The 24,161-nt window shown below is 60.8% G+C and carries 27 protein-coding genes; 14 read left to right on the top strand and 13 right to left on the bottom strand.

Features of this window, described 5'->3' with window-relative positions:
• Window positions 1–84 precede the first annotated feature (84 nt).
• Window positions 85–333, bottom strand: a complete 249-nt coding sequence (locus tag AC1DKV_RS00135) for a DUF6130 family protein (protein WP_441614104.1) — start codon at window positions 331–333, stop codon at window positions 85–87.
• 74 nt (window positions 334–407) lie between these two features.
• Here AC1DKV_RS00135 and AC1DKV_RS00130 point away from each other — a divergent pair, with 74 nt between their 5' ends.
• The 3 genes from AC1DKV_RS00130 to AC1DKV_RS00120 are packed head-to-tail and all read left to right on the top strand — an operon-like array spanning window position 408 to window position 2,354.
• The gene (locus AC1DKV_RS00130) at window positions 408–1,085 is read left to right on the top strand and encodes a VOC family protein (protein WP_441614103.1); all 678 of its coding nucleotides are present in this window, start codon (window positions 408–410) and stop codon (window positions 1,083–1,085) included.
• A 48-nt stretch (window positions 1,086–1,133) separates the two neighbouring features.
• On the top strand, window positions 1,134–1,394 hold the full coding sequence (locus AC1DKV_RS00125) for a hypothetical protein (RefSeq protein ID WP_441614102.1): 261 nt from the start codon (window positions 1,134–1,136) through the stop codon (window positions 1,392–1,394).
• Between the two features lie 30 nt (window positions 1,395–1,424).
• Window positions 1,425–2,354 (top strand): enoyl-CoA hydratase/isomerase family protein, encoded by a 930-nt coding sequence (locus AC1DKV_RS00120; RefSeq protein ID WP_441614101.1) that lies wholly within the window; start codon window positions 1,425–1,427, stop codon window positions 2,352–2,354.
• 54 nt (window positions 2,355–2,408) lie between these two features.
• Here the strand turns inward: AC1DKV_RS00120 and AC1DKV_RS00115 are convergent, their stop codons facing one another.
• A complete protein-coding gene (locus AC1DKV_RS00115) occupies window positions 2,409–3,425 on the bottom strand; it encodes a cupin domain-containing protein (RefSeq protein WP_441614100.1) in 1,017 nt (338 codons plus the stop codon).
• Between the two features lie 738 nt (window positions 3,426–4,163).
• On the opposite strand from AC1DKV_RS00115, the gene AC1DKV_RS00110 reads away from it, so the two are divergent.
• The 5 genes from AC1DKV_RS00110 to AC1DKV_RS00090 all read left to right on the top strand — a co-directional run bounded on the left by AC1DKV_RS00110 (window position 4,164) and on the right by AC1DKV_RS00090 (window position 7,233).
• Window positions 4,164–4,610 carry an OsmC family protein gene (locus AC1DKV_RS00110; protein WP_441614099.1) on the top strand — a complete coding sequence of 149 codons (447 nt, stop codon included), beginning with the start codon at window positions 4,164–4,166 and terminating at the stop codon, window positions 4,608–4,610.
• A gap of 189 nt (window positions 4,611–4,799) precedes the next feature.
• Window positions 4,800–5,246 (top strand): OsmC family protein, encoded by a 447-nt coding sequence (locus tag AC1DKV_RS00105; RefSeq protein WP_441614098.1) that lies wholly within the window; start codon window positions 4,800–4,802, stop codon window positions 5,244–5,246.
• Between the two features lie 498 nt (window positions 5,247–5,744).
• Window positions 5,745–6,032, top strand: a complete 288-nt coding sequence (locus AC1DKV_RS00100; RefSeq protein ID WP_441614097.1) for a hypothetical protein — start codon at window positions 5,745–5,747, stop codon at window positions 6,030–6,032.
• A 100-nt stretch (window positions 6,033–6,132) separates the two neighbouring features.
• The gene (locus AC1DKV_RS00095; RefSeq protein ID WP_441614096.1) at window positions 6,133–6,480 is read left to right on the top strand and encodes an MTH938/NDUFAF3 family protein; all 348 of its coding nucleotides are present in this window, start codon (window positions 6,133–6,135) and stop codon (window positions 6,478–6,480) included.
• A 315-nt stretch (window positions 6,481–6,795) separates the two neighbouring features.
• Window positions 6,796–7,233 (top strand): GNAT family N-acetyltransferase, encoded by a 438-nt coding sequence (locus AC1DKV_RS00090; protein ID WP_441614095.1) that lies wholly within the window; start codon window positions 6,796–6,798, stop codon window positions 7,231–7,233.
• A gap of 274 nt (window positions 7,234–7,507) precedes the next feature.
• On the opposite strand, the gene AC1DKV_RS00085 is transcribed toward AC1DKV_RS00090, so the two are convergent.
• The 5 genes from AC1DKV_RS00085 to AC1DKV_RS00065 all read right to left on the bottom strand — a co-directional run bounded on the left by AC1DKV_RS00085 (window position 7,508) and on the right by AC1DKV_RS00065 (window position 10,667).
• The gene (locus tag AC1DKV_RS00085; protein WP_441614094.1) at window positions 7,508–7,657 is read right to left on the bottom strand and encodes a DUF1214 domain-containing protein; all 150 of its coding nucleotides are present in this window, start codon (window positions 7,655–7,657) and stop codon (window positions 7,508–7,510) included.
• Window positions 7,658–7,706: 49 nt separating this feature from the next.
• A complete protein-coding gene (locus AC1DKV_RS00080) occupies window positions 7,707–8,213 on the bottom strand; it encodes a 2,4'-dihydroxyacetophenone dioxygenase family protein (protein ID WP_441614093.1) in 507 nt (168 codons plus the stop codon).
• Window positions 8,214–8,261: 48 nt separating this feature from the next.
• Window positions 8,262–8,792 (bottom strand): VOC family protein, encoded by a 531-nt coding sequence (locus tag AC1DKV_RS00075; protein ID WP_441614092.1) that lies wholly within the window; start codon window positions 8,790–8,792, stop codon window positions 8,262–8,264.
• A gap of 110 nt (window positions 8,793–8,902) precedes the next feature.
• Window positions 8,903–9,679 (bottom strand): SDR family NAD(P)-dependent oxidoreductase, encoded by a 777-nt coding sequence (locus tag AC1DKV_RS00070; RefSeq protein WP_441614091.1) that lies wholly within the window; start codon window positions 9,677–9,679, stop codon window positions 8,903–8,905.
• Window positions 9,680–9,683: 4 nt separating this feature from the next.
• Window positions 9,684–10,667 (bottom strand): Bug family tripartite tricarboxylate transporter substrate binding protein, encoded by a 984-nt coding sequence (locus tag AC1DKV_RS00065; protein ID WP_441614090.1) that lies wholly within the window; start codon window positions 10,665–10,667, stop codon window positions 9,684–9,686.
• A 172-nt stretch (window positions 10,668–10,839) separates the two neighbouring features.
• Here AC1DKV_RS00065 and AC1DKV_RS00060 point away from each other — a divergent pair, with 172 nt between their 5' ends.
• On the top strand, window positions 10,840–11,343 hold the full coding sequence (locus AC1DKV_RS00060) for a carboxymuconolactone decarboxylase family protein (RefSeq protein ID WP_441614089.1): 504 nt from the start codon (window positions 10,840–10,842) through the stop codon (window positions 11,341–11,343).
• Here AC1DKV_RS00060 and AC1DKV_RS00055 read toward each other — a convergent pair.
• Window positions 11,340–12,395 (bottom strand): LacI family DNA-binding transcriptional regulator, encoded by a 1,056-nt coding sequence (locus AC1DKV_RS00055; RefSeq protein WP_441614088.1) that lies wholly within the window; start codon window positions 12,393–12,395, stop codon window positions 11,340–11,342. The two genes, AC1DKV_RS00060 and AC1DKV_RS00055, sit on opposite strands and share 4 nt — an antisense overlap.
• Before the next feature lie 453 nt (window positions 12,396–12,848).
• Here AC1DKV_RS00055 and AC1DKV_RS00050 point away from each other — a divergent pair, with 453 nt between their 5' ends.
• Window positions 12,849–14,027, top strand: a complete 1,179-nt coding sequence (locus AC1DKV_RS00050) for a monovalent cation:proton antiporter-2 (CPA2) family protein (RefSeq protein WP_441614087.1) — start codon at window positions 12,849–12,851, stop codon at window positions 14,025–14,027.
• A 68-nt stretch (window positions 14,028–14,095) separates the two neighbouring features.
• Here the strand turns inward: AC1DKV_RS00050 and AC1DKV_RS00045 are convergent, their stop codons facing one another.
• Together AC1DKV_RS00045 and AC1DKV_RS00040 are read right to left on the bottom strand one after the other, a co-directional pair.
• A complete protein-coding gene (locus AC1DKV_RS00045; protein ID WP_441614086.1) occupies window positions 14,096–14,479 on the bottom strand; it encodes a nuclear transport factor 2 family protein in 384 nt (127 codons plus the stop codon).
• 344 nt (window positions 14,480–14,823) lie between these two features.
• Complete coding sequence (locus AC1DKV_RS00040; RefSeq protein ID WP_441614085.1) at window positions 14,824–15,813, bottom strand: GlxA family transcriptional regulator; 990 nt, start codon at window positions 15,811–15,813, stop codon at window positions 14,824–14,826.
• A gap of 82 nt (window positions 15,814–15,895) precedes the next feature.
• Here AC1DKV_RS00040 and AC1DKV_RS00035 point away from each other — a divergent pair, with 82 nt between their 5' ends.
• Together AC1DKV_RS00035 and AC1DKV_RS00030 are read left to right on the top strand one after the other, a co-directional pair.
• Window positions 15,896–16,354, top strand: coding sequence for a tautomerase (locus tag AC1DKV_RS00035; RefSeq protein WP_441614084.1), 459 nt, complete (start codon window positions 15,896–15,898; stop codon window positions 16,352–16,354).
• 382 nt (window positions 16,355–16,736) lie between these two features.
• Complete coding sequence (locus AC1DKV_RS00030; RefSeq protein ID WP_441614083.1) at window positions 16,737–17,447, top strand: dienelactone hydrolase family protein; 711 nt, start codon at window positions 16,737–16,739, stop codon at window positions 17,445–17,447.
• A gap of 261 nt (window positions 17,448–17,708) precedes the next feature.
• Here the strand turns inward: AC1DKV_RS00030 and AC1DKV_RS00025 are convergent, their stop codons facing one another.
• The 3 genes from AC1DKV_RS00025 to AC1DKV_RS00015 all read right to left on the bottom strand — a co-directional run bounded on the left by AC1DKV_RS00025 (window position 17,709) and on the right by AC1DKV_RS00015 (window position 21,955).
• Entirely contained in the window at window positions 17,709–18,128 is a 420-nt protein-coding gene (locus AC1DKV_RS00025) for a DUF1254 domain-containing protein (protein WP_441614082.1), read from the bottom strand.
• 60 nt (window positions 18,129–18,188) lie between these two features.
• The gene (locus AC1DKV_RS00020) at window positions 18,189–19,526 is read right to left on the bottom strand and encodes a DUF1254 domain-containing protein (RefSeq protein WP_441649685.1); all 1,338 of its coding nucleotides are present in this window, start codon (window positions 19,524–19,526) and stop codon (window positions 18,189–18,191) included.
• 626 nt (window positions 19,527–20,152) lie between these two features.
• Window positions 20,153–21,955: a sulfatase family protein gene (locus AC1DKV_RS00015; protein ID WP_477137346.1), complete on the bottom strand. Its 1,803-nt coding sequence runs from the start codon at window positions 21,953–21,955 to the stop codon at window positions 20,153–20,155.
• A gap of 599 nt (window positions 21,956–22,554) precedes the next feature.
• Here AC1DKV_RS00015 and AC1DKV_RS00010 point away from each other — a divergent pair.
• Window positions 22,555–23,673 carry a substrate-binding protein gene (locus AC1DKV_RS00010; RefSeq protein ID WP_477137345.1) on the top strand — a complete coding sequence of 373 codons (1,119 nt, stop codon included), beginning with the start codon at window positions 22,555–22,557 and terminating at the stop codon, window positions 23,671–23,673.
• A 30-nt stretch (window positions 23,674–23,703) separates the two neighbouring features.
• Window positions 23,704–24,161, top strand: a 458-nt coding sequence (locus tag AC1DKV_RS00005; protein WP_477137344.1) for an IS607 family transposase, incomplete at its 3' end; no start/stop codon positions are given.

Here is a 24,161-nt window from a genome sequence, read left to right as displayed (position 1 = left end):
CTGGCGGGCGGGCGCCTTGGAGGCGCGCCAGGACCACGGCCGAGGGACCCGTCCAAATCCGACGACGTCGCGTCACTGGCCGACCTACAATATGACCAAGGTCAATGTGAGCAAGTGAGCGGGCGTTGCCAGCGTAGGGGTACATCGCCTGTTAGTGTTGTCGCTGGCGTCTGCCCAATGCCGAGGCAGGTCGTCGACGGTTATGTGCAGATGCCGGAGCCGGAGAGACTCGGCAACGGCGCCGGTGCCGAACACCGCTACGACGTTCTCCCTGCATCGGGACTGGATCTGCGCGATGCTTCGCGCCAGCTGATCCGGCCCGACAAACCACATCCCGTTCCCTTCGCCAGGTGTTGTTGTCGTCAATCTCAAAGGCCGCGTTGCGGCCCAAGCATGCGGAGGTTCACATGAGCAGCGCTGCAGTCGAGACCCCGAACGTGCGGGGCGTGGACATGAAGCTCGAGATCGTCGTCATCCCTGTTTCGGACGTCGATCGCGCCAAGCGTTTTTACGGCGGCTTGGGGTGGAGGCTTGACGCCGATTACGCCTCCGACGATGGCTACTTCCGCGTCATCCAGTTCACGCCGCCCGGTTCCGGGTGCTCGGTCATCTTCGGCAAGAACGTCACCGCGGCCACACCCGGCTCCGCCCAGGGACTGTACCTGATCGTCTCCGACATCGAGGCGGCTCGCAAGGAACTGCTGGGACGTGGGGTGGAGATCAGCGGAGTGTTCCACGACGCCGCCGGCGCGCACGCCGGCGCGGATGAGCCGTATCTGTTCGGGCGGATGCGGGTTAGCGGTCCGGACCCCGAGCATCGCAGCTACCGCTCGTTTGCCTCGTTCAGCGATCCGGACGGCAATGGCTGGCTGTTCCAGGAACTCACCCACCGAGCGCCCGGTCGCGTGGACACAGACGCCACGACCTTCGCCTCGTCAGCGGATCTCGCGGCGGCGTTCCGGCGGGCGGAGGCCGCGCACGGCGAGCACGAGAAGCGAACCGGCGGCCAACGCGATGAGAATTGGCCGGACTGGTATGCGGAGTACATGGCTTGCGAGCAGGCAGGCAAGGACCTGCCCTTGTGAGCTGGCGGCTCTGCCGATCGCTGTCGCCATCGCGGCGGTCGAACGCCCATGACTCGTGATTTCGACGCAGTCATCATCGGCGCCGGGCAGGCCGGTCCATCCCTCACGGGCCGGCTGACCGATCCCGGAATGGCCGTTGCGCTGGTCGAGCGCAAGCTCTTCGGGGGGGCGATGCCGGCGCTCGACCACGTGCCCGACGTGATGAGCGCCGGCATCCCGTATACGGCCCTCCAGCAGGCAGTCCCGATACACCCGACCGTATCTGAACTCATCCCGACCGTGCTCGGAGAGATAAGGGCTGTTTCTTAAGTCGACTTATCCGCGCAGTAGAGGTCCCCGATGTGCAAGCTGCCGGGACCCGAGGTCACCTTCAACGCCACGCTGGTCTACCAGTGCCTTTGGAGAAGCACCATGCCCGACTCTTCTCAGTTCGACATTGACCGCACCTATCCGGGCCGCTGGACGATTACCTTCAGCAACCCGCCGATCAATATGTTTGTTCCCACGACGATCGTCGAATTGGGAGCGCTCATGACCGACCTCGAGGCGGACCCGTCCGTGAAGGTCGTAGTGTTCCAGTCGGCGAATCCCGATTTTTTCGTCGCCCATCTCGACGTAGCCAAGGCAGTTGAACGACCTGAGGTGCTGGGCCTTTGGCGCGACTTCGTGCTGCGCGTCTCGTCCACGCCAGTCGTGAGCATTGCCAAGATTCGTGGCCGCACGCGCGGCATCGGTAACGAGTTCGTACTGGCCTGCGACATGCGCTTCGCCAGCCGGCAAAGCGCCCTGTTCGGCAATCCCGAGGTCGGCGTCGGCCTGATCCCGGGCGGCGGAGCGCTGGAATGGCTCCCGCGCGTGGTCGGCCGCTCGCGGGCACTTGAGATTGTCCTCAGCGCCGACGATTTCGATGCCGACGTCGCCGAACGCTATGGCTGGGTGAACCGCACGCTGGACGACGACGAACTCGACGCCTTTGTCGATACGCTTGCCAGACGCCTGGCCTCATTCGACCGTGAAACACTCGGCGCGGCGAAAGCCCAGGTGAATCGGTTCGGAACGCCGACGGGTGCCGAACTCCAGTCGAGCATCGACCTGTTCTTCCCGGCCCTAGCCTCGCCAAGTGGGCAGGCACGCCGCGCCAAGCTCCGTAGCCTGGCTTACGGCGTTCCGAGCGACTTCGAAATGAACTTCGGCAGGTACCTGCCTTCGCTCGGGCAGGCGGGCGACGATGACACAGACCCACCACCTGCCGGCGCGCCAAAGGGCTAAGCCTCGTCCCGCAATTCGTGCTGCGCCCGCAGAAGCGGCGCGGCGCTCCGCGCCCTATGCGCGCTCGCTCCCGCGTTCGGCAGTTCCGTCTGCCTCGTCGTCCGATAAATGCGAGGCACCGCCCTTAAGCGCGTGCTGCCGCCACTCGCCCGGCGTCATCCCCATCCGCTCAGCAAACACGCGCCGAAACGCAGACACCGACTGATACCCGACCAGATCGGCAACCGCCTCGGCGGATAGTGTGGATTTTCGTAGCGCGTTTGCGGCGGCGCTCATCCGGATGTCGGTCAGCAGATCCATCGCAGAGCGGCCGAGACTCGCCTGGAAATGCCGCATGAACGTGGCGCGCGACATGCTGCATAGTCCGGCCAGTTCCGGAAGCGTCCACGCACGAGCCGGGTCGTTGAGCATTGCAGCAGCGGCCGGCGCGAGCCTTGGGTGCGCGGCGAGCGCCAGTATCCCGGTACGTGCCTGACCGGCCTCACCGGCCGCCCGCAGCGTCAACGCAAACAACGCTGACGAAAGCGCGTTCAGGATCGCGCCGCTGCCCACTTCGTTGTCCATCGTTTCGGCTCGCATCAGCGCGACGAGCCGGCTCAGACGTTCGGCCTGCGGCAGGTTCTGTGCAGCGATGCCGATGTCTTCGGTGCGTACCACGAGTTCCGACGGAAGATAGCTCCGGATTAAACGGTCATGAGGCGGCGCGACGACAAATCGCCCGCACAACATGTCCAGCGCCTCGCCAGAGCCGCCATTTTCGCTAATCAGGAGACTGCCCGAAGCGCGTTCCCTGGCCGGAACCGGTACCGCACCGCTGCCGTCGTGCAACACGTGCGCAGAACCGTGCGGCAGTAACGCGATGTCGCCGGCCCGCAATTCATAGGTTGCCCCATCAACCGAATTCTCGAGTAGCGCCCTGCCGGTCAATATGATGTGGTACGGAATTTCTTGAGCTCCGGCCTGGGAGAAATTTTTTTCCCACGGCGCTCCCAGCGAGCACCGGGCATCCACTTTCCCGGTGACGGTCACGAGATCCATGAAACGGGTGAGCCAGTCGGTCTCGTATTGCATATCGGACATCTCCATCGATAGCGGCAATACGACCGCTAAGCGCTCGTTCGCCGTTTTGGACTGACTTGATAAGATTGCTTCGCAGCGCCACGATCGCCTTCTCTACTTTGGCGAAAGTGTCTGGCGCGAGGCCAGTCGCCTCAGAGAGATCCATAGTCGAGAACTCTTCGCGCAGCCGTCGACCGCTTTGCCTAAGTCTGAACCGCACCTGACGCTCGTCTTCGAGATCGCGCGCGGATGACCTCAAAGCCGCTTTGGCCCCAGTGTTCGCGGATGATGATGTCGCCTTCCTGCGGCTTAAGGTCAGGATGCCATCCTCCGCCCCACGTCCCCTTTCCCAGTCGGAAGACAAGTGCGCACAGGTTCGCTTCGCGCAGTCGGCGGCGCCCTGCTCGCGTAGGACAATTTGTGACGCCTCGCACATCGCAGATGGTGAGCCAAGAGTATAACTATGATATTAATAGTGTCAAGCACTGCGCGGCCTTATCGACGATTTCCGGGAAGTTGACAGCTCAAGACGCCGCCGCTCACCAGACTGTGGAGCGGTGTCGGGTAGGCGGGTCGACCGACCCCGGCAAGCACACAGCAGCGGTCGCCCCGTTGGTACAGCGTCACGAACAGACGCCACCTGTCACTGCTTGATCCTTTCGAGCACGCCTTTGACCCATTCAAGACTCGGCGAGCGTAACGCATCGACTTACAGTCTGGGCTCCTACTTACACATCGAAGGAATCTCAAATGAGCAAGATCGAACAAGTCCTCCACTCAGGCAACAGTCACGCCACGATCAATCTCGACCCCAACGTCCAGCGCGGTGAACTCGGCGTCCTCGACCTCAACCTGTCGGCACCCGGCGGTGACAGCCGCGAGTTCATCGCCACCGAACTGCATCCGAGAGCCGAGCAGTTGTTTTCGGGCGCGTGGTCGGCCTGTTACATCAGCGCGTTCGAGATTGCGGCCTCGATGAAGAAGGTGACGCTGCCGTCCGACTATTCCGTGGACATCCAGGTCAGCATTGGATCGGTCGGAGCCGGGCATTGCCTTGGCGCCAAGTTCACCATCCGCGCGCCGGGTCTGGCAAAGGAAGTCGTCGAGGCAGTCGCGCACCTGGCTCATCAGCTCTGCCCGTACTCGAAGGCTGTGCACGGCAACATCGAGGTCGGCCTGGACATCGTCACGGCGTGATCGGATAAGGCATACGGGTCTCACCAAAATATGGTTGAGGAATCTGGTCAAAGCAAGATACTCATTCATGCTGAAACTCGCGTGCGATTAAATCTTATCCGCTTAATGCCAAAGACATCTTCGCCATTCATGCAACGCATGCGATCACATCGCACGAGCTTTAAATCCACTTAATTCAAGGAATCCATCATGGAAAAGATCGAAAAAGTCCTCGCCTCAGGCAACACCCACGCCACGGCCAATCGCGACCCCAATGCCCAGCGCGGCGAGTTTGGCGTCTTCGACCTCAAGCTGACAGCACCCGGCGTTGAAAACATCGAGTTCATCGCCACCGAGCCGCACCCGACAGCCGAGAAGTTGTTTGCGGGCGCGTGGTCAGCCTGTTACACCACCGTGTTCGGGATTGCGGCCTCGATGAAGAAGGTCACGCTGCCGCCCGACTATTCCGTGGACATCAAGGTCAACGTTGGGCAGACCGGTGCCGCGTGGTTCCTCGGCGCCGAGTTCACCGTTCGCGTGCCGGGTCTGGCCAAGGACGTCGTCGAGAAAATCGCGCACCTGGCCCATCAGATCTGCCCGTACTCGAAGTCTGTGCGCGGCAACATCGAGGTCAGCACCAACATCGTCACGGTGTGATAAGGCGAGCCATGTCGCCGTGACGCGGGCGCGGTAGTCTTTTCGCACACCGCTAGACCGCGCATTCCTCCGTCGCCGGGCCGTCGCGCATCTTCGTTCCTGATGCGCGACGGTCACGAAAGCACGGTTGGCCGCGGCGCAGCAGGGCCGGGCCGCATGTGAATGGCGGTTTGTGGGTCGTCAGCCGTCACTGACGATGGAACTTGGCCCCGACTACAACAGCAGCAGTCTCCGTGCGATGGGAGGCAATATCGATAGCACTTCATCGTGCTCATCGAATGCCAACCACGCGCTCCAGGCTCACTGGCAATATGTTCTCCATGTTGGGGGCCGATAGCCTGGAGCCTCTCATGGGGCCTGTAATCTCAGGGGCATACGCGATCTGTTTGAGCGACGGGTAGGAGATTGAGTGTGGCGCGATCGGTCAACGCTCCAAATTGACGCGCCGAAAAATCAGGTGCAACCTTTCATCATCTTCCCTCCGCATCGGAGCCCGCCATGACCTCCCAAGAATTCCGAGCATTCAAGGCAAACCTGGCGATGTTGCTACGCGACATGCCGATCGGAACCACTGCCGATTTCTCCGACGTGGCCATTGCCTACTGGGATGGCACGCAGGTGATCGGTGCTTATTTGCGCGACGGCGGGCGGCTGGATGAGGACTTCGACCGGAACGCGTGGGAGAGTTGGCACGACGAACTAGTCGGCTGGCAGGCCAATCCGACCTCCACCGACCGCGAGGAACTGAAGGCCACCCTGCAGCACCCCGCGCAACGCGCCGCCTGACCGCAGCACCTCGCCAGCATGTCTGCCGACCAGAGCGGGCGCACGCAAAGGCCAGCCACCGCGCACAGCAACGCGCACCCAAATCGCAGAGGAGCCCCAAATGCGGTTTGAATCATTCTCCTTCGGCACCATCAGTATCGACGGCGTCACATACGACCACGACGTAGTCATCGACCACGGCAAGGTCCGCAATCGCAGGAAAGGTCCCTCCAAGCCATTTCGCGAAGCGTTCGGCCACACGCCGCTGTCGATCCAGGAAGACATCCCCTGGAACTGCAGCAAACTCGTGGTCGGCACCGGAACTGGCGCGTTGCCGGTGATGGACGAGGTGAAGCGCGAGGCGAAACGACGCCATGTCGAGCTGGTCATCCAGCCGACAGCCGACGCCATCGAGACGCTCGAGGCGAATCCCAAAGGCGCCAACGCGATCCTGCACCTCACCTGCTAGCGCCGCCAGCCGTCCGCGTCGGATGACAGGCGTCGGGCGGCGTCCGTTCCGGGCATCCCGACAGGTCATATACGCCCCCATTTCGCCACGCGCGCAGACGCGCGCGATGTGCCAGGTAGGCTACTGCGGCTTGAAGAAATGTGCGAGGATCCGCTCGTCAGTACGGGGTATATAGACAATGCCCTTCAATCCGTTGCGTTGACCGGTTGAATCCTCACGGCAAAGCGGACCTTCAAATGCCCAACCCACCGAGAAACCTCGCCACTCGGCTCCGTGCAATAATCTGCATTTTTCGAGTGACGATCGACTTGAGCCATGACTGAACATCGCTGCAGCAGGTTGGAAATCAGAAGGCTGTCGCCGCCGGAATGGATGCAGGCATACCCTGTCATCGCTCAGCTTCGGTCCCTTGACGAACCCGAATTCCTGGAGCGGGCCCGCCGGCAATCGCATTCGGGCTACGAGCTTGTGGCGGCATTCCAAGATGGGAAGATTATCGGCGTGATGGGCATGAGACCCGTCCACACCTTGGCGCGCGGGGCGCACCTTCATGTTGATGACCTGGTGGTCGATGCGGCGGGCCGAGGGAGCGGTGTTGGCCGATCCTTGATGGACTATGCCGAAGCCGACGCCCGTGCCCGCGGCATGACCGCGATATTTCTTGATGCGCGGCCGGACGCCGTTCCGTTCTATGAGCGCGAGAACTATGTGCTACACCCCGCCCCATCAATGAAGAAGGCTCTGTTGCCTTAAGGCAGGCCGGCCACGGTCAACGCGATTCGTTCACGTCTTCAGCCTGCAGATTGGCAAAGATTTGCAGCCGCCGCGGAAGGTCCGCCTCGGCTGCGGATTCAACCGGTCGGATGCCCCGCCGCGAAACTGCGATCCGTCTCGGTCATTCGAGGGCTGACGCGGAACGGCCGGTTCGGCCCGAGAGGCGGCCGATTACCAAGATGGCAAGTGCCGCGCCCGAAAGCGCCACCCGTTGATCGCCTTATTGATTGTGCATGTCGGTTGCATGGGTGAGTTAATCTCTGCGCTCGACGCCTGGCGCCGTCCACTGGTGATTCAAGGGTTCCGGCTTTGGCCAGTAATAGCGCATGGCGACCATGAAGGGGCCGTTCGGGGCAGGCAGCCAGTTGGATTCCTTGTTCTTGCCTGGCGAATCCTTCTGCACGTAGATGGTCTGCCCCCCATCCTTGTCTCGCCTGAGGCGACGCCAGGAACTATTCGTTCGAAAAGCTCGCCCCACCCTTCGGGCGAATGTACTTCGGCACCGGCTTCCCTGCACGCTTCGCTGCACTCAGAATGCCGGCTTCGATAGCGCCGGCATCCCGTACGCTTTCGTACTCTCCGCCCGAGAAAATGACGTTGGCCCCGTACACTACCATGAAGCCTTCGGCCGCTTCCTTGGCGTCCGGCGGCACCATGAACGTATGCACTGAGCCACCAGGCTCGTAGAGGTAGCTCCCCGCTGTTTGGGGATCCTGAGGGTACTCTTCGTAGTTCCACTGCCCCTTCGTTGTGAAGAAATGCACCGTGCCCGTGTGAAAGTGGGGTGGAAGTTTAGTACCGGGCTCGAACTTCCCATAGAGAACCCAAACTCCGTTCTCCTTGTCGAGGAACAGTGGAATGATGGTCGAGCCAGGCTCGGAGCCAGGGAACTCTTCTACGTCGTGAATATTCAGCGTCAGCAGACGGTCCTGATGCGTGATGGTCTTGGGCAGCGGCATGCGAAGTACTCCTTTGGCGTCGCTTGGTTAATGTGGGCAGGCATTTGCTCAAACGCGGATGATGGCCTCTTTGCCACTCCACTCTTGCGCGGCTGCCGCCACCCTTTTGAAGTACTCCCCCTTGCCACCGCGTAACTCGGAGATCTCGATTACGCAGCTCGGAAGATCCTTGTGGACAAGGTAGGTGAACCGGCCACGCTCTCCCATTTGACCGGCGTGACCCTCAACGTAGCCGGACTCAATCAACTGAGCGCGAAGCGCGTCGAACTGGTCTTCCGTCCAGAAGGCGACATGCTGCGTGCAGTCGCCGCCGGCGGCTTTGAGAGAATCCAGATAAAGCGATGGCGCATCATCGTGCTGTTGAATCAGCTCGAGCTGGATGTAGCCAGAGTTGGCCACCGCAATCGAGACCTTCGGCGGTGTGGATTTTTCGCCGTAGTACGTGAAGGTCGAGGGTGTCGCGTCTTCACGATAGAACCACGGGCCAACGCCGAGCACGCGCGACCAGTGTTCCATTGCCTTCTCGATATCCTTGACGACGTAGCCGATTTGACGAATGCCGGCGTAAATTTGACTCATGAGTGTGCACTCCGAACGGATGATTGATTTGGTGGACGTGGCCACCATGGATGTGCAAAGCGACGCTGTGCCCGCGATAGCGTGAGCGGGCAAGGGCTATCGGTTGCGACTTAGAGGGAAAGTGCGCCGTCGACTCGCAGCTCGATACCCGTGATGTATTTGGCGTCGTCGCTGGCGAGGAATGCTGCTGCGTTCCCGATGTCTTCTGGCGTACCTTGTCTTCCCATGGGGCAACGCGCATCGCGGTCGATATTCGCCTGGATCGGATCGGCATAGAGCCTTGTCGCGTGCTCGGTGCGGATCATCCCTGGGAGAATGACGTTGACGCGAACCTGATCGCGGGCATACCGGCGCGCGAGCACTCTGGTCAGATGGTTCACCGCCGCCTTCGACGTGTTGTACGACAGGTAGAACGTAGTCGGGCTTGGCCGAATGCTGGCTGTCGACGAAATATTCATCACCGAGCCTCCGCCCTGCCTGACCATCAACGGAATGAACTGCTGACACGCGAACATGACGCTTTTCAGGTTGATGTCATGAATGCGATCCCATTGCTCTTCGGTGATCTCCTCCAGTTCGCAAACATGTTCGGCGCCCACGTTGTTATGGAGGATGTCGACCCGGCCGTAGCGATCGATCGTCAGATCTTTGATGGCGACAATGTCCGCCAGCTTTGCTGCGTCTGCTTGTGCGGCAACGGCCTTCCCGCCGGCTTCAACGATTTTGTCTACCGTTCGCTGAGCCGCGGCGAGATCAATGTCGACGCATACAACCGTAGCGCCATCCCTTGCGTAGCATTGCGCTGCCGCCCCGCCGTTGCTTTGACCCTGCGGCGGATTGCCACCGCCGATCACCACTGCAATGCGTCCTTCCAGTTTTCGATGCATGGTTTTACCCGATGTGAAGGTTTGCCTTCTGGGACAGCGATCGGTATTTGCTGACCTCGCTGGCCAGGAAGGAGGAGAATTCAGCCGGTGTGCTGGGTGTCGCGGTTACCCCGAGCGTGAGCAGCTTCTCGGCGACCGCGGGCTTGCGCAGAATGGAACCGACGTCACTGCTGATTTTCTGTGCGATGGCGCTTGGCAGGCGGGCGGGTGCAAACAGGGCTGCCCAGGAGGTAAGGTCGTACTCCGGCACACCGGACTCTGCAACAGTTGGCACACTCGGGAGCAAGGGCGACCGCGTCTTTGTCGTGACGGCGAGGGCCTTGAGCTTCTTTTCCCTGATGAACGGCAGCCCTGCAGACAGATTGTCGAACCCCAGCTGGATCTGACCAGCGAGAAGGTCATTCAACGCGGCGGCGCTCCCCTTGTACGGGACGTGGACCATCTTCAGCCCTGTCATCTCACAGAAGAGCTCACCCGACAGATGCGGAGACGTTCCGTTGCCGACCGACGCGTATGAATACTTGTTCGGGTTCGCGCGCACCAGGTCGATCATCTGCTTCAGATTCTCGGCCGGGAAGGATGGGTGCGCGAGCAGGACGTTTGCCAGTGTTCCAACCAGCGTCAGTGCTGTGAAATCTCGAATCGGGTCGTAGTTGATGTTTTTGTAGAGAGCGGGGTTGATCGCATGAGACGCGATACCGCCCATCAGCAGCGTGTATCCGTCTCCGGGCGAGCGGGCGACATACTCGGCGCCAATGCTGCCGCCTGCCCCTGCCCGATTCTCAACGATGACGGGCTGTCGCCACATCTGGCCGAGGTCGGTTGCAATCAGGCGCGCCATGACGTCCGAAGCGCCACCCGGAGGATTCGGCACGACGATCTTGACTGGCTTGTTGGGGAAGGCACCATCGGCTGCCCGAGCCGATGTGCACCACGGAATGGTGCCAGCAACGGCAAGCGTTGCCAGGAACCTGCGGCGATCAATCATAAAGCTGTCTCCAGATGTTCTTGAGCTGCACGCCAGCAGCGAACCACGACTAGCCAGCGGCATGGCATCTATACTAATATCGTTATTAGTCGTTTTCAAGAGGGAGCTTGCATCTGCAGGCGCCGCGACTGGACGCCTGGCACCCCATCAACATCGATACCGAGGAGAAAAAATGACGATTCCGTACCCTAATATGGAAAATGTGGCCAGTGAGTGGCGCGAAGTGGTCGAAAAGAAACCACTGAACGTCTTCAAGATGCTCTTCCACTCGCCAAACATGGCGCCTGGCTACTTCTCACTGGCGGAAGGGATACTTCGTGGCAACACACTGTCCGGACCGTTGCGCGAACTGGTGATCTTGCGCGTCGGCAATCTGTATGACGCTCCGTACGAGCTGTACCACCATGAAAGGCTGGCGCGCGCCGCTGGCCTGTCGGAAGCCGGAATCGCAGGCGCCAGGCTGGGAGCCAGGGCTGAGGGACTTAGCGATGCTGAGCGCTCTGTGATCACCTGGACCGACAGCATCGTGAACAATCACGAGCTGGTCGGACAGGAGCGTCATGACGCCGTCGACATGTTCGGCTACAAGGGGCTCATGGACCTTGTCATGACTGTCGGCTTCTACCAGCTAGTGTGCAACTACCTGCGCACCTTCGAAATCGCGATCGAAAGCTAGTTGCGGGCGCGGGGCGGCGCACACGAGTGCCGGATAACAAGCTCCACCGGGACCCGCGCCGTCTCCGCCTTGACATCAGGAGGCGTTCCGCCCCGAAGCCGGGCGAGCAGCATGCGCGCGGCAATCCTTCCACATTCGCCGATGTCCCATTTGAGCGAAGTGATCGGGGGCGTATGCAGGCGGACCAGGTCGGTATCGCCTACCCCGATGAGCGAAATCTCCTCGGGGATTTTCAGCCCGGATGATGCGATCGCGGAGAGGACACCCGCGAGCATGCCGGTTCCCAGGCAGATCACGGCAGTAGGGCAAGTGCCCTGCTCCAGTAGTCCTCGAGTTTGACTGTAAGCTTCGTGACCGGAGGCGTCTAGTTCGCAGATCAGCGAGGGATCCAATGCAATCCCGGACTCCGCCAGCGCCATTTCGTATCCGCGCAAACGTTCACGTCCGGGACGAATTCTCGAGGCTGGCGTCAGTACCGCGATACGCTTGTGACCCAGTCCGAGCAGATACCGCGTGGCTTCCAGGGCGCCGCTCATGTGATCGGCGATGACAGCGTCGCCCATGCCATGGCTTTCCCGGTCATGAAAGACGATCGGCAGCTTGCTCGCCTCCAGTACCTGTGCGACTTTTTTGTCGGCTTCGTCGGCATGGGCGACGATGAGCCCATCAACGCGACCCGAGCCGTAGGCGTTGAGAAGCGCGACCTCGCGCTGCGGCTGACTATGCGTGCTGGAGACGAATAGCAGGTAACCAGCTTCGTCGAGAACTTCTTCCGCAGCGGCCAGGAATACGCCGTGCAACGGGTTGGATATGTCGGAAACCAGTGCAGCGACGGCTTTCGAGCGCTGACTCTTGAGTCCTTGTGCCATCGGATTGGGCACGTATCCGAGTTCGCGAACGGATGCTTCGACGAGTTGCCGCGCCTCCTCGGATACCCAGTTCTTGCCGGTGATTACCCTCGATACCGTGCCCTGTGAAACGCCCGCATGGCGGGCTACATCGAGCACTGTTATTCGCTTTTTCTCCGCGGGCATTTGGTTTGGCGTGGCCATGGCAAGGCGCTCATTGTAAGCCAGCGCGCGAGCGCTCCCATGCCACGCGAGACCAGGCGCCATTTCACATGTCTCATACGGCACGTGCAAATCGACCTTTTCGCCGCCATGCGTTGCGATGTACTAATAACGTTTTTAGACTCGTAAAGTATTTGGCCAGATCGCGATGGATGGCGAGGGTGCCAAACGCCGTGAAAAAACTCGCCGGGGATGAGATTGGGTAACTCGAGATCAAACCGATGGGGCGCTGCGTAGATGCCCATAGTGCGCCGATTCATACGTCCAGTTGAGCGTTGCAATATATGAGTTTGGTGCAGTCGTGAGGGCGGCATCACTTGTACAGTACACGCGCCTCCTTAATGGATGGTCTAGGATCACTTAGGACGACCGCACAAGGCCGGCAATATCGGGGGATGGAACGCCATCGGTCTCGGCCCAACGAGGAGCGTACTGATGGAACAATTGCTGGCTGACTCGGTGATATTTCTAGCGGCGGCATTGATCGCGGTGCCGCTGTCGGTTCGTTTGGGCTTCGGCTCGGTGCTTGGCTACTTGGTAGCTGGGGCCGTGATCGGGCCCTGGGGGCTGAGGCTCGTCACGGATGTCCACTCGATCCTGGACATATCCGAACTGGGCATTGTGCTGATGATGTTCATCATCGGCATCGAGATGGAAATCGACAAGCTGTGGGCGATGCGCCACTCCATCTTTGGCTATGGCGCGGCCCAAGTGGTTCTGTGTGCGGCGCTGCTGGCAGTGGCGTTCATCGCCTTCGGCCTCCCTTGGCGGGTGGGTGTGGCAGCCGGCTTTGCCTTGTCGCTGTCTTCCACTGCGATGGTGATCGCTATCCTCGAGCAGAATCACCTGATGGATACGCCGCTTGGGCAAGCGAGCTTTGGCATCCTCCTGTTCCAGGATATCGCCGCCATTCCGATGATTGCCTTGTTGCCGCTGCTGGCGCCGATCCCTGCGGAAGCCAGCGCGTCGGGCGGGTGGCTCGCCGCCGGGAAGGCACTGGCCATGATCGCCGTGGTGCTCGTCGGCGGGCGCTTCCTGCTGAAATACATCCTGCACGTGATCCAGTGGAGCAAGACGCGCGAGATCTTCACCATCTTTGCGCTGCTCTGGGTCATCGCCATCGCCTTGCTGATGCACGTCGTTCACCTGTCGATGTCCCTTGGCGCCTTCATGGCCGGACTGCTGCTGGCCGGATCCACATGCCGCGAGGAGATTGAATCTGATATGGCGCCCTTCAAAGGCATCCTGCTCGGACTGTTTTTTATCGCTGTCGGCATGACGATTGATTTTGGTGTCCTGGCCGATAGGACATGGCTTGTGGCCCTGCTGGTGATTGCCCTGACTGGAGGCAAGTTTCTCGCACTCAAGTATCTGGCCAACCGGGTCAACCTGCCGCCTGAGCATCGGACTTACTTCGCGATCCTGCTTTCACAGGGCGGCGAATTTGCCTTTGTCGTGATGGGGGCAGCACAGTCGGCCAACCTGATCCATGCCGAGCAACTGTCTGTTGTCACCGTCGTCGTTGCACTATCGATGGCAACGACTCCGCTTCTCCTCCTTGCGCATCGCAAGCTGCTGGGCGCGAGGACCGCCGGGCATCAGATTGGTTCGTAGCGCAGGAGACGATGCGCTGGCATTGGCGTACCATTAAGCGACTGTGCTTATCTCGCCGCAATGCGTTGTCACGCGATCTGCTGAACCCATTGACTCCGCCAACCCGGCGCCTCAAAGGGATCCGAAAAATACTGGGTCTCGTGAACGACCTTGCCGTTGCAGAACTCCATGATGCTTACCGTGTAAGCCGGTCGCCCGTCATAGGTGATCGAGTATTCCGTGACCCACAGATTACCCTCTCCTTGAACTCGCCTGACATCGAAACCTGCTGGCTTGCCTGGATGATGACTCCGCAGTGCCTGCAAATTCATTCGCCCAAGGATTCGCTCACCTGACTGGGGATAGTCACAGATGGCATCGTCATCGTAAATATCGTGTTCTGCGTCGAGATCGCCGGCCGCCGACGCTTGCCAGTGCGCATTCAGGGTTTCACGTATTTTCTCTTCCTGCATGGAGTGCCTCCGGATACCGTTTAGCTTCATCTAATGCACGTGTCGAGGAATAAACCCCGGGCCGCCCGTCTTGCCGACTTCGAGACTCCACGAAGCATGTGCTCAATGAGTGCTCTTACCGCGGGCAGTGGAGGCCTCAACTTCATCGTGATGGGCAGTTGCTAGCAAGGGGGTGACTTTGCGAATTGTCTACGCTCTTCGAGGCGGTGTCTAACGACCCGTTCCTGGCCGGCAAGCGACGGCCGAGACCGACGGGCGGTCGACCGAGGCCGCCCCACTGCTGCCGATCGCGAAAGACCGGAGCGGACAGTCAACCCTGTGTTGATACCAGATCAACCGGGCGCTCAGTACGCGTTCGGTCTGAACTGTCTGGGGGTTGCACCGACAAGTTTGCGCATCATCCTTCTGAGAGCCGTTGCGTCTCTGTAGCCTACTTGCTCGGCGATCTGTTCCACGGTCATCCGGCTTGTGGCAAGCAGCATACGCGCCCTGCCAAGCCGGACGCTTTGCAACAAATCCTGCGTGCTACGCCCCGTGGCGGCCCGCACATGACGCGTTAGTGTGCGTTCCGACATGCAAAACTGCTCCGCCAGCTGGGCCAAACCGGGCAACTCAGGCAGCGAGGCCTCTGCATGCGCGACGATCTTGCCTATGAGCTCGCTTCCATTCGCGAGCAGCGACGGCGCGATGAACGGTGCCTGTGCCTGTCGCGCGTCGACAAGAAGCACACGGGATAAGGTATCCGCCAGCGCCGGCCCGGACTTGCTACGCAGCAAATACAACAGCAAATCGGTTTGCGCGAGTGCCGCGCCTGCGGTCACGACCCTGGAGTCCTCAATCACTATGCGGTCGGCATCGACTGTGCAGCGTTTCTCCAGCCGTTGAAGTAACGGCGCCAGCCACCACGACGTTGTCGCCCGGCGCTCGGCGAGCAGACCGGCCGCCTGAAGCAGGAAAACCGCGGAACAGGACGCCGCTACGGTGCCGCCACGCTGCGCATGATTGCGCAAGACCTTGATTGCCATGAGCGCGTCATCTTGTTCCATACGGCGCGATATATCGATTGCGCTTTCAAGTCCCAGTCCGGGCACGATCCAGATCGAACCATCGGCGCGCGGGGTCTTTGGCAACGGTTTCGCATCGATTGAGATACCGTGCCCGAGCTGCACCCTGTTGCCGGCAGTCGAGTAGATGCGCCATCGGGGCGCCGCGACGCCAACGCGCGCTGACACGGAAGCTGCGGCCGAAAGAATGTCGAGTGTTAGCGCGACGCTCGAGGAATAGGCGCCGTCAAGGACGAGGATCGTGAAATCATAGAATGGCTGGATACGCATGAAAGATGTCCAATCAGACACTCGGATTCTGCGCGTGCCGACGCTCTAATACAAGCTCCCGTACACAAACGAAGGAGCTGTCTTGCCAAACATTCTCGTCAAGCTTCCCAAGAATTCTTTTCCCACCCAGCATCGCGAGGCGCTGGTACGCCTGCTCAATCAGGCTGCTGCAAGTGCAGAACAGATTCCCGACGATGCAAAGAAGCGCTTCCTGTGCTGGGTTGTGATTGACGAAGTCGCGCCGGGATTCTGGACGTGCGGAGGAATTGATATGACAGCACAGATTCTGCCGTGCGTTGCAATGATTTACTTACCCGCCGGCGTGCTGGACGCGGCCACCCGCGCCCGATACGTCAGTCTTGTCCACGATGCCTTCAGGCAGGCGTTGCCCACTGCAGACCAACGCCGCCTCGCCACCTCGGTAATCGTTCACGATGTCACGGAGGGCTCATGGGGAGCAAACGGCGCGATCTGGCGTCTCCCGGACTTTGCGGAGGCGGCTGGCTTCGCTCACTTGAAATCACTTAACGCTGCGAACTGACAATGTGTGGGCGTTGCCCGGCAAGACGACCACCCCGCCATCTGCTGCATGGTGGTTCGGTCGCCGGTCAACGTCCGCTTGGCGGCTCACGCTCTGATCGGCCGCTCCTGGCCCGATCTCGGCCGGATGCCCCGCCGCGAAGCTGCGACCGTCCCTGACCGAACTTGCAGCTGTCATTGGTCTGAGCTTGAACAGGGCACAAATTTGCATGTCAAGCAGTTGGAGACTATAAATCCATCAATATCTATTGTTATGCGGACACCACTGTCCGTATAAATACGGCCAGGTCCCCCACAGCAGGTTGCGCACGCGGGACGAACGACGCTGTGGGGTAGCATCACAATGCGCTGAAGGGGCGGTGCGCGAATTCAAGGAGGCGCCCATGCTGAGTGTTTTTTTCCGGTTCCTCGTATCCTTGCTTGCGGCCGTTTCATTGTGCGCGGGCGCTCAGGACTCTGGTCCAAAACAGAAAGAGTTCCTACCGAAGTCAGGTAATGGACGCGTCGTCGTCCTTGTTTCTGGCCAAACGGGCATGCCTGGCTACGTGATGACCGCGCAGCAGATCGCCGACGCCGGCTTCGATGTCGTTCTGGTCGACGGCAATGAATTCTGGATCAAAGACACGAGCCGTGCCTGGAGCATGCTCAAAGAGGTGATTACGCGGGCTCAGGCGGGCGCGCGCGCGCTGCCAGGCAAGGTGGGCGTCGTTGGCTATTCGCTCGGCGGAGCGACCGCGCTGACCTACGCGGCGCGGATGCCAGAGCTCGTTGCAGCGGTCGTTGTAGGCTATCCGTACACCGCTTTCATCAAGGACCCGGCCGACTTTGTCGCCAAGATCAAGGTTCCAGTGCAAATGTTTGCCGGTACGGCAGACACCTACAAGGATTGCTGCCGAATCGAAACGGCGCGCCAACTCGCCGACGCTGCCAAGGCCTCCTCCCCACCCATGCTGACGCTGCATGAGTACGACGGCGTCGGTCACGGGTTCAACTTGGCCACGGCCGCACGTAAGGATCAAGCCGCAGGCCGGGACGCGATCGAACGGACGATCGCACAGCTGAAACAGGCATTGCCGGCGGAAGGAACGAAGTAGTAGCGGCGCGAGGCGTGTCAAGTGCGCCCTAACCACTCGTTCAACTGGACGCGCCAATTCTGCCATTAACCTGGCAAGCGTCGGTGGTGGCGCGCCGGTTAACTTGATCGTTAGCGGCAGCTTTCTAGCCGGCAAGCAGCCATTGTCAAGCTGGCCAAGCAATGGCACCTTGTCGGCTTCCCCTCCCTCGATCAGCTCCGCGCGCAGGTATTCGGTGCCAATCGCGTTGGCTTCCTACTCTTCGAGGTTCTTGCGCTGGTCCTATTCGGTCGAGCCGTCGGCGTTCCCGGCCGGCGCCTCGACGACGAGCGGGCCGTCTTTCCTGAGATCCATATAGCCCATCGCATAGACGACGTCGGAGTTTGGTGTCGTCACCTGCGTGGAAGCCTTGATCCGCTCTTTCCAGACCGGCAGGACGTTGTAGCCTGCGCCGAAGACCTTCTTCGATCCTTCCTTCATCGCCCAGATATTGAGGGCGGGCAACGCCCACAAGTAGGCTTGTGTCGCGCGCTGGAAGATCAGTTCGTCCTGCAGCACACGCGAGGTTTCCGGCGTGGGGTAGTCCTTCTCGAATGCGGCATTGGCGAGTGCGTCGTAGCGGGAACCCTGCCCCATTGCGGCGCCTGAGAGGCCCAGCGCCAGGGCAGCCAATGCCATCGAAGTCCAACGCAGTGCTTTCATCTCGGGCCGCAATTTGTGCGTGCTTGTGGTTGCAGCCGGCCGACGACTTCAAAGGGAATGTCAGGCCACCTTGCGGATGGCGGGCGGCTTCCACGAACCATCCAGGATCGGCTGCTTGCCCCAATAGGCACGGATGTAGAGTGAAAAGGCGCCGCCCGGCGCGGGCAGCCAGTTCGGTTCACGTTCGCCGCCAGGCGACTTTGCGCCGGCATGGAGTGTCAGAGAGCCATCGGGATTTCGCTTCAGCGAGGTGTTCTTGGTGCCGAGCGAGTAGCGCTTCAGGTTGTTCGCGTGGAAGAGGTGCTTGTCGTTGTAGAGCGTCAGCGACCAGAAGCCGTTGACGGGCGGCTCCTGCCCTGCGGGAAAGACGATCTCGTAGCTGTTTGCTCCATTGAGCGCGGCACCGGATGCGTCGTAGTCGGTGTAGAAGTACTGTGTCTCGGTGGGCCGGTTGTCGAACATGTTCGACTTGGCCGTACCGGTGCGGTCAAAGTAGTCGAAGCCCGTCTGGGCATTGTTGGTAGACCGGTTCCAGCCATTGCCCGCCGGCAGTCCGTTGCGACGCCATTCGAAGAACGGATCGATGGCATCCCGCTCGGTCTCGACCGCCGTGGAGACGAGCATCTTCTTGATTTCCGGGTCGCGGTTCGCCGCCTCCATCAGCGAGCGGAACTGCGCATACATCGCTTCCTCCCCCGGCAGCGGCGGCACGGTTTCCAGCACCTCGCCGAACTGGTCGAAGAACTTCTCAGGTATGACCCACTTGGTTTCGCCACCGCCGCCGCCATCGGACTTAGGGCCCGGGATCTCGGGCGCCCTGGCCCAGTCGATCGTCTTCATCTTCCCGTCGAACTGTTTGAGCGGATAGAAGACAACCTGGTTGAGCACGGGCTGGATTGCCTTTCGGTCATCCGCGGTGTCGTTCATGAACACGCGCGGGATGGCGTTGGCCAGCGCAGTCGGGCAACGGATGATCGCCGTGATGCCGGCCGGCTTGTTGCCCTTCCAGTTGGGCCCGGCCAGCAGGTAGAAGCCGGGCCGGGTCTTGTACGGCTTGCCCATCTGGCCGAACTGGTTGGTGCGGGCATCGTATAGCGCATAGACCCAGAACCGCTCGCCGAAGTCGGGAACCTGGGCGACAACCGGCTCCTGGTCGAGCGAAAAGAAGCCAAGCCCGTACACCACGTCCTGGTTGGGGCAGGTCACGAAGGTTTCGGACGGATCGATGTAGTCATGAAGCATGCCCACCTGGCCGCGCGGCGCGGCAGGCAGTACGCCGTTCAGCAAGCCGGGGTGTGGCGCCTGGGTGATGCGCGCATTGCGGTTGAGCATGTTCACCATCGGCCAACCCCACACATAGGCCATGCGGGCGATGACCTGTGCGTATCCCGCGTGCATGGGCAGCCCCGCAGGGGGTTGCACTTCCCGGGCTGGGGCGTGGCCTGTGGCGGCCGACGCCTTCGGCGCAGCATCCTTCGCGTCATTCTTTGCGGCGGCAGCGGCCGGCTGCGGCATGGCCGCCAGCGACGCATAGGCCAGGGGAAAGGCACCACCGAGTGCAGCAAGAAGCCTTCGGGTCGTATTGACATCGTCCTGGTCGCGCATGCCGGCCTCGCAGCTCTGGTCTTCGGAGATGGGTGGCGCAGGCGGAATATCAGCCACCCGTGCCTTGAACTCCCGATTTTGAACAGTCAGTGTGCAAACTGGAATTCAATTGTTCCGCCACTCGATTTAAGCGTTTTCAACATTGCGCTTGCGCGCCGGTTCCGGCCGGGCCCAGGCTGGGTCCAGCACTCCGACCAAGGTAATCCGCTCCAGGTGTTGCCGATATGGGATTCCAATAACGCGCTCTTAGCGGGCGCACCCGGCGAAGGAGGAGAGGTCGCTCCTGAAAAGAGCTGACGTTTGAATGCCCACCTGCAAGCGCCGGCCAACGGCCGGTCCTGGCTAATGGATTCAACCGGTCGAGTTGGAGGGCGCATTGGGGGCCAGGGAATTGATCCCCGGGCATCGGCCCGGATGCATCATGCGCCGGCCATGGTTTCCGCCGTGACGTCCCACCCTGCATCGATGCCACCGGGGAGCATTTGTCCACGGTCTTCACCCACTTCAGCGTCTATCAGCCGGTTCAGCTTGTCGTTCATGGCGAGAAGCAGATCGCGGTGGCTGCTGTCTGCCGCCAGATTGTGCATCTCGAACGGGTCGGCCTGCAGATCGTATAGCTCCACGTCATTGAACCGGTTGAGCTGTTCCAGCGTGGTGGGCCGGTTATGCTGCTTGGGCGAGAAGTACCGTGCGAAGGTGTAGCGTCCATCGTAGACCGAACGTACCGCGCCCCGCTTCATCAGGTTGGGCCGGATGCCGGCGCTCTTGAGCTGGTCCGGCTTGCCGCCCTTTTGCAGGTAGTCCACTGCCTTGAAAAGAAAGTCGCCATCGAGATAGGCGAGCATGTTGTAGCAGAACAGCGCGCCATTGCGGACGACTTCCAGGCCTGCCTGGTCGGGCGCGTCGAGTAGCCCCGAGAAGTCCTTCCCTGCCAGCCCCTTGACGATGGCAACGCGCTTGTCGGCGCCGATGCCAGTCATCGCAATCAAGGTCGGCGCGATGTCCAGGTGCGATGTGACTGCGCGGCATTGCCTGCCACCCTGATAGGCGGGGTGAGCGATGATCAGCGGGACGTTGTTCTGCTCCCGATACGAGACGGCGCCCTTGGCGTGGAGCTGGTGGGCACCATCCATGTCGCCGTGGTCGGACGTGAGGATCACGATGGTCTTGTCGGTGAGGCCGCTGGCGTCGAGTTCGGCCAGGACGGCCGCGATATTGCGGTCCACATCGCGCATGCAGTTCAGGTAGTAGTTGTGCCGCCGGCGCCAGCGCGCGTCCTCGTTTGGAATGGCGCCGACCAGCGCATCGTGCGAGCGAAGGAAATCGCGGTGCGCCGGCGGCCGCCCCGGCGCATCGAGGGCCTGCGCCCGGCTTGCCGGCAGCGTGAAGTCCCACTGCCTGGCATACAGCGGGTCAACCGGGTCGCGGGCGACATGGGCGAGTCCGCGCTTTGCCTGGACCTCGGTTCCGGGAGCGTCGGTGTCGTAGAACATCACGTCATGCGGGTTGACCAGGTTGACCGCGAGGAACCATGGCTTGCCTTGTGCCGCCAGCTCGCGGCCTTTTCCGCGCAGCCAGCTCACGCCCATTGCGGCGATCACCCCGTCGTGCAGGTAGCCGCCGCTTGTGTGGGCAATGATGTCGCCAATGCCGACGTAATCAGAGAAGCCGTAGGCTTCCATTTCGGCGGTAAAGATCTTGGTGGGTGTGCCGAGCTTGTTGACCGTCTCGAATTCCTTGGTGAGATGCCACTTGCCCTTGTACGCGGTGTAGTAGCCTGCGTCGCGAAGCATGTCGCCGAGCGTGCGTGTCTCGGTCGACATACTGCTGATCCACGGGAAGTTGGTGTTGTCGAACATCCGCGTCTGCTGGATGTGCTGCCCCGCGTAAAGCACGGAGCGCGATGGCGTACAGACGCACGAGTTGATCAGATGGTTCACAAACGTGGTGCCGCTCTTCGCCAGGCGCTCGTGTGCGGGCAGGCGATAGTCCGCCGGCAGGTCTCCAGGCTGGAAATGGCGCTCCTGATCGACCAGGATGAAGAGAATGTTAAACGGGCCCGCCGGGCGGCCACCCATGGCGGGTGCTGGCTTGTCGGCATCGGGCGTTGCGGCCTGCGTGCTTTCGCCCGAGCCAAGGCTCAACGCCACGGCGCCCTGCCCGGCCGTGCGCAGGAACTCCCGGCGCGTCAGCGTGGACCCCGGTTCCTTGTCATTTGCCATCACGCCTCCTCATCCATGGCGCTCGCCGCATGGCGGACTTCCGGATCGCGGCATGCTATCGGGCAGGTAAGACTACCGCAGCCTATCAATATCGCTCTTGAGCGACAAGCCGATTTGCTGCCGCTACTGCGTGTTGAACGTTGCCCACCGCACATAAGGGAGTTGACGCTGTGGCGAGGCCTGGAGCAAAGCGGCGGGGCTCATAACGGTGTCCTGAAGGACGACGAACATCTCAGGGAACCACATGTCGAGCCCGCGCTAACGGCAGTCGCCGCCATACCGCTTGCCGCATACCTTTCGCAGCAAGTCGCTCCCGCTACTTTTCATCGGGAGGTTTGCATGATCGACCTGAGCAGCCACTTGCACCCTCGATCATGTGGCGCTTGCCTAACAACTTGTAGCTGTCATTGGTCGTCTTGACTCTTGACTTGAACGGGAGCACCAGTCGCATGAGGTAGCGGACAGGAAAAACTGCCCCAATGGACTAGTCTTGACCATATCGCCCGGCTAGCGGTGCAAGCCGGCGCCCTTGCCTTGCGCTACTGATCGTGGCCGTCGGGTGTTCGCCGATACCCGATCGTTTGAGCGGAGAAGAACCGATGAGTGAATCAACAAGTGGATCCGTCAAGGTGGGCGTCATCACCGACATGACAGGTCCCCTCTCGTTCCTGGGTATCGCCAATGCAAATGTGGCCAGAATGGTGATCGATGAGATCAACGCAAGGGGTGGTTTGTTGGGACGGAAGATCGATCTGTACCTCGAGGACAGCGCAACGACCGATAGCGTCGGGGAAGCCAAGGCGAGGAAGCTCGTCCAGCAAGATCAGGTCGACGTTGTCTTGGGCGGCATTTACAGCTCCATGCGGCAAGCCATCAAGGGCTCTGCTGTCTTGCAGGGCAAGAAGCTCTACATCTATCCGGAGCAATACGAAGGAGAGGAATGCCACCCGCTGATCTTCTGCACCGGCCCGGTGCCGGCTCAGCAGCTTGAATCCACGATTCCATGGCTGATGCAGAAAACCGGAGCAAAGAAGTTCTACTGCCCATCGGCTGATTACATCTGGCCGCGCACGATGAACAGGAAGCTGCGTGAGGTGGCAACCGCCCATGGCGGCTCGATCGTCGGCGAGGAGTACTTTCCGCTCGACCACACCGACTATGGAGCGACAATCGAAAAGATCATCTCCAGCGCAGCCGAGGTGGTATTCAACACGATAGTTCCGCCCGGCCTGGGGTCGTTCCTCGAACAACTCCATCAGTCCGGCTTCATGAAGCGCGGCGGCCAGCTCGTGTGCACGTACTTCGAGGAGAACTTCCTGGGCTTCTTTCCGCCGGAACAAGTGGAGGGCCTGTACAGTTGCCTCGACTACTACCAGAACGTCAGCGATCCTTTTAGCAAGGAACTGCTGGCGCAGTATGACAAGCTCTATCCAGGCGACGCCAAATTCACCGCTGGCAGCGCAGCCACCGGCATGTACCGTGGCCTGAAACTCTGGGAGGCGGCGGTAAAAGAAGCCGGCTCACTGGACCAGGATGGTGTGATCAAAGCACTGGACCACGCGAAGATCGCTCAGGGGCCGGGCGGCCCGGCTGAAATGGTGCCCGGCCAGCATCACGTCCGGATGAACATGTATATCGCCCAGGTGAAGGGCACGAAATTCGAAATCTTCAAGGACCTGGGGGCCATGGATCCGAAGGAGACCGACTCTAGTATTTGAAATAGTGTGCAAAAGTGTATAATTATTGCCATGGAGCGCACATATAGCACTGGAAAGGCTGCCGAAATGCTCGGCGTGTCTGTGAAGACTTTGCAGCGATGGGAACGCGAGGGTCGGCTCATTCCGGCCTCTCGAAGTGATAGCAATCGGCGCGTCTATACCGAACAGCAACTGGCCGACTTCCGCGGCCTTCAGCGCTCGGGCGGCAAGGCACCCACTCGCGTGGTGGTCTATTGCCGAGTGTCCAGTGCCGCTCAGAAGCCGGATTTAGCCAATCAGCGGCGGGTCATGGAGGAGTTTGTTGTCGCGCGCGGGCTTGCAAACGTCGAATTCATTGAGGAAATCGGAGGAGGACTCAATTTTCAGCGCAAACGATTCCAGGCGTTGATGAACGAAATCGGCCAGCGTGAGATAAGAGTCCTGGTAGTTGCGCACAGCGACAGGCTGACTCGCTTTGGCTTTGAGTGGTTTGAGCACTATGCAAAAAC

The sequence above is a fragment of the Cupriavidus sp. 05T41 genome, from assembly GCF_056396525.1.
Note: the sequence above shows the minus strand (reverse complement) of the source record. Positions and strands in the feature narration are given on the sequence as shown.

Coding starts and splice junctions, on each gene's coding strand:
- AC1DKV_RS00115 (WP_441614100.1), bottom strand. CDS start 3,425: ATGCAATACGAGACCGACTGGCTCACCCGTTTCATGGATCTCGTGACC.
- AC1DKV_RS00105 (WP_441614098.1), top strand. CDS start 4,800: ATGGAAAAGATCGAAAAAGTCCTCGCCTCAGGCAACACCCACGCCACG.
- AC1DKV_RS00120 (WP_441614101.1), top strand. CDS start 1,425: ATGTGCAAGCTGCCGGGACCCGAGGTCACCTTCAACGCCACGCTGGTC.
- AC1DKV_RS00070 (WP_441614091.1), bottom strand. CDS start 9,679: ATGCATCGAAAACTGGAAGGACGCATTGCAGTGGTGATCGGCGGTGGC.
- AC1DKV_RS00135 (WP_441614104.1), bottom strand. CDS start 333: ATGTGGTTTGTCGGGCCGGATCAGCTGGCGCGAAGCATCGCGCAGATC.
- AC1DKV_RS00130 (WP_441614103.1), top strand. CDS start 408: ATGAGCAGCGCTGCAGTCGAGACCCCGAACGTGCGGGGCGTGGACATG.
- AC1DKV_RS00030 (WP_441614083.1), top strand. CDS start 16,737: ATGCTGAGTGTTTTTTTCCGGTTCCTCGTATCCTTGCTTGCGGCCGTT.
- AC1DKV_RS00045 (WP_441614086.1), bottom strand. CDS start 14,479: ATGCAGGAAGAGAAAATACGTGAAACCCTGAATGCGCACTGGCAAGCG.
- AC1DKV_RS00055 (WP_441614088.1), bottom strand. CDS start 12,395: ATGGCCACGCCAAACCAAATGCCCGCGGAGAAAAAGCGAATAACAGTG.
- AC1DKV_RS00125 (WP_441614102.1), top strand. CDS start 1,134: ATGACTCGTGATTTCGACGCAGTCATCATCGGCGCCGGGCAGGCCGGT.
- AC1DKV_RS00075 (WP_441614092.1), bottom strand. CDS start 8,792: ATGAGTCAAATTTACGCCGGCATTCGTCAAATCGGCTACGTCGTCAAG.
- AC1DKV_RS00110 (WP_441614099.1), top strand. CDS start 4,164: ATGAGCAAGATCGAACAAGTCCTCCACTCAGGCAACAGTCACGCCACG.
- AC1DKV_RS00010 (WP_477137345.1), top strand. CDS start 22,555: ATGAGTGAATCAACAAGTGGATCCGTCAAGGTGGGCGTCATCACCGAC.
- AC1DKV_RS00065 (WP_441614090.1), bottom strand. CDS start 10,667: ATGATTGATCGCCGCAGGTTCCTGGCAACGCTTGCCGTTGCTGGCACC.
- AC1DKV_RS00015 (WP_477137346.1), bottom strand. CDS start 21,955: ATGGCAAATGACAAGGAACCGGGGTCCACGCTGACGCGCCGGGAGTTC.
- AC1DKV_RS00020 (WP_441649685.1), bottom strand. CDS start 19,526: ATGCACGCGGGATACGCACAGGTCATCGCCCGCATGGCCTATGTGTGG.
- AC1DKV_RS00095 (WP_441614096.1), top strand. CDS start 6,133: ATGCGGTTTGAATCATTCTCCTTCGGCACCATCAGTATCGACGGCGTC.
- AC1DKV_RS00090 (WP_441614095.1), top strand. CDS start 6,796: ATGACTGAACATCGCTGCAGCAGGTTGGAAATCAGAAGGCTGTCGCCG.
- AC1DKV_RS00060 (WP_441614089.1), top strand. CDS start 10,840: ATGACGATTCCGTACCCTAATATGGAAAATGTGGCCAGTGAGTGGCGC.
- AC1DKV_RS00080 (WP_441614093.1), bottom strand. CDS start 8,213: ATGCCGCTGCCCAAGACCATCACGCATCAGGACCGTCTGCTGACGCTG.
- AC1DKV_RS00100 (WP_441614097.1), top strand. CDS start 5,745: ATGACCTCCCAAGAATTCCGAGCATTCAAGGCAAACCTGGCGATGTTG.
- AC1DKV_RS00050 (WP_441614087.1), top strand. CDS start 12,849: ATGGAACAATTGCTGGCTGACTCGGTGATATTTCTAGCGGCGGCATTG.
- AC1DKV_RS00040 (WP_441614085.1), bottom strand. CDS start 15,813: ATGCGTATCCAGCCATTCTATGATTTCACGATCCTCGTCCTTGACGGC.
- AC1DKV_RS00025 (WP_441614082.1), bottom strand. CDS start 18,128: ATGAAAGCACTGCGTTGGACTTCGATGGCATTGGCTGCCCTGGCGCTG.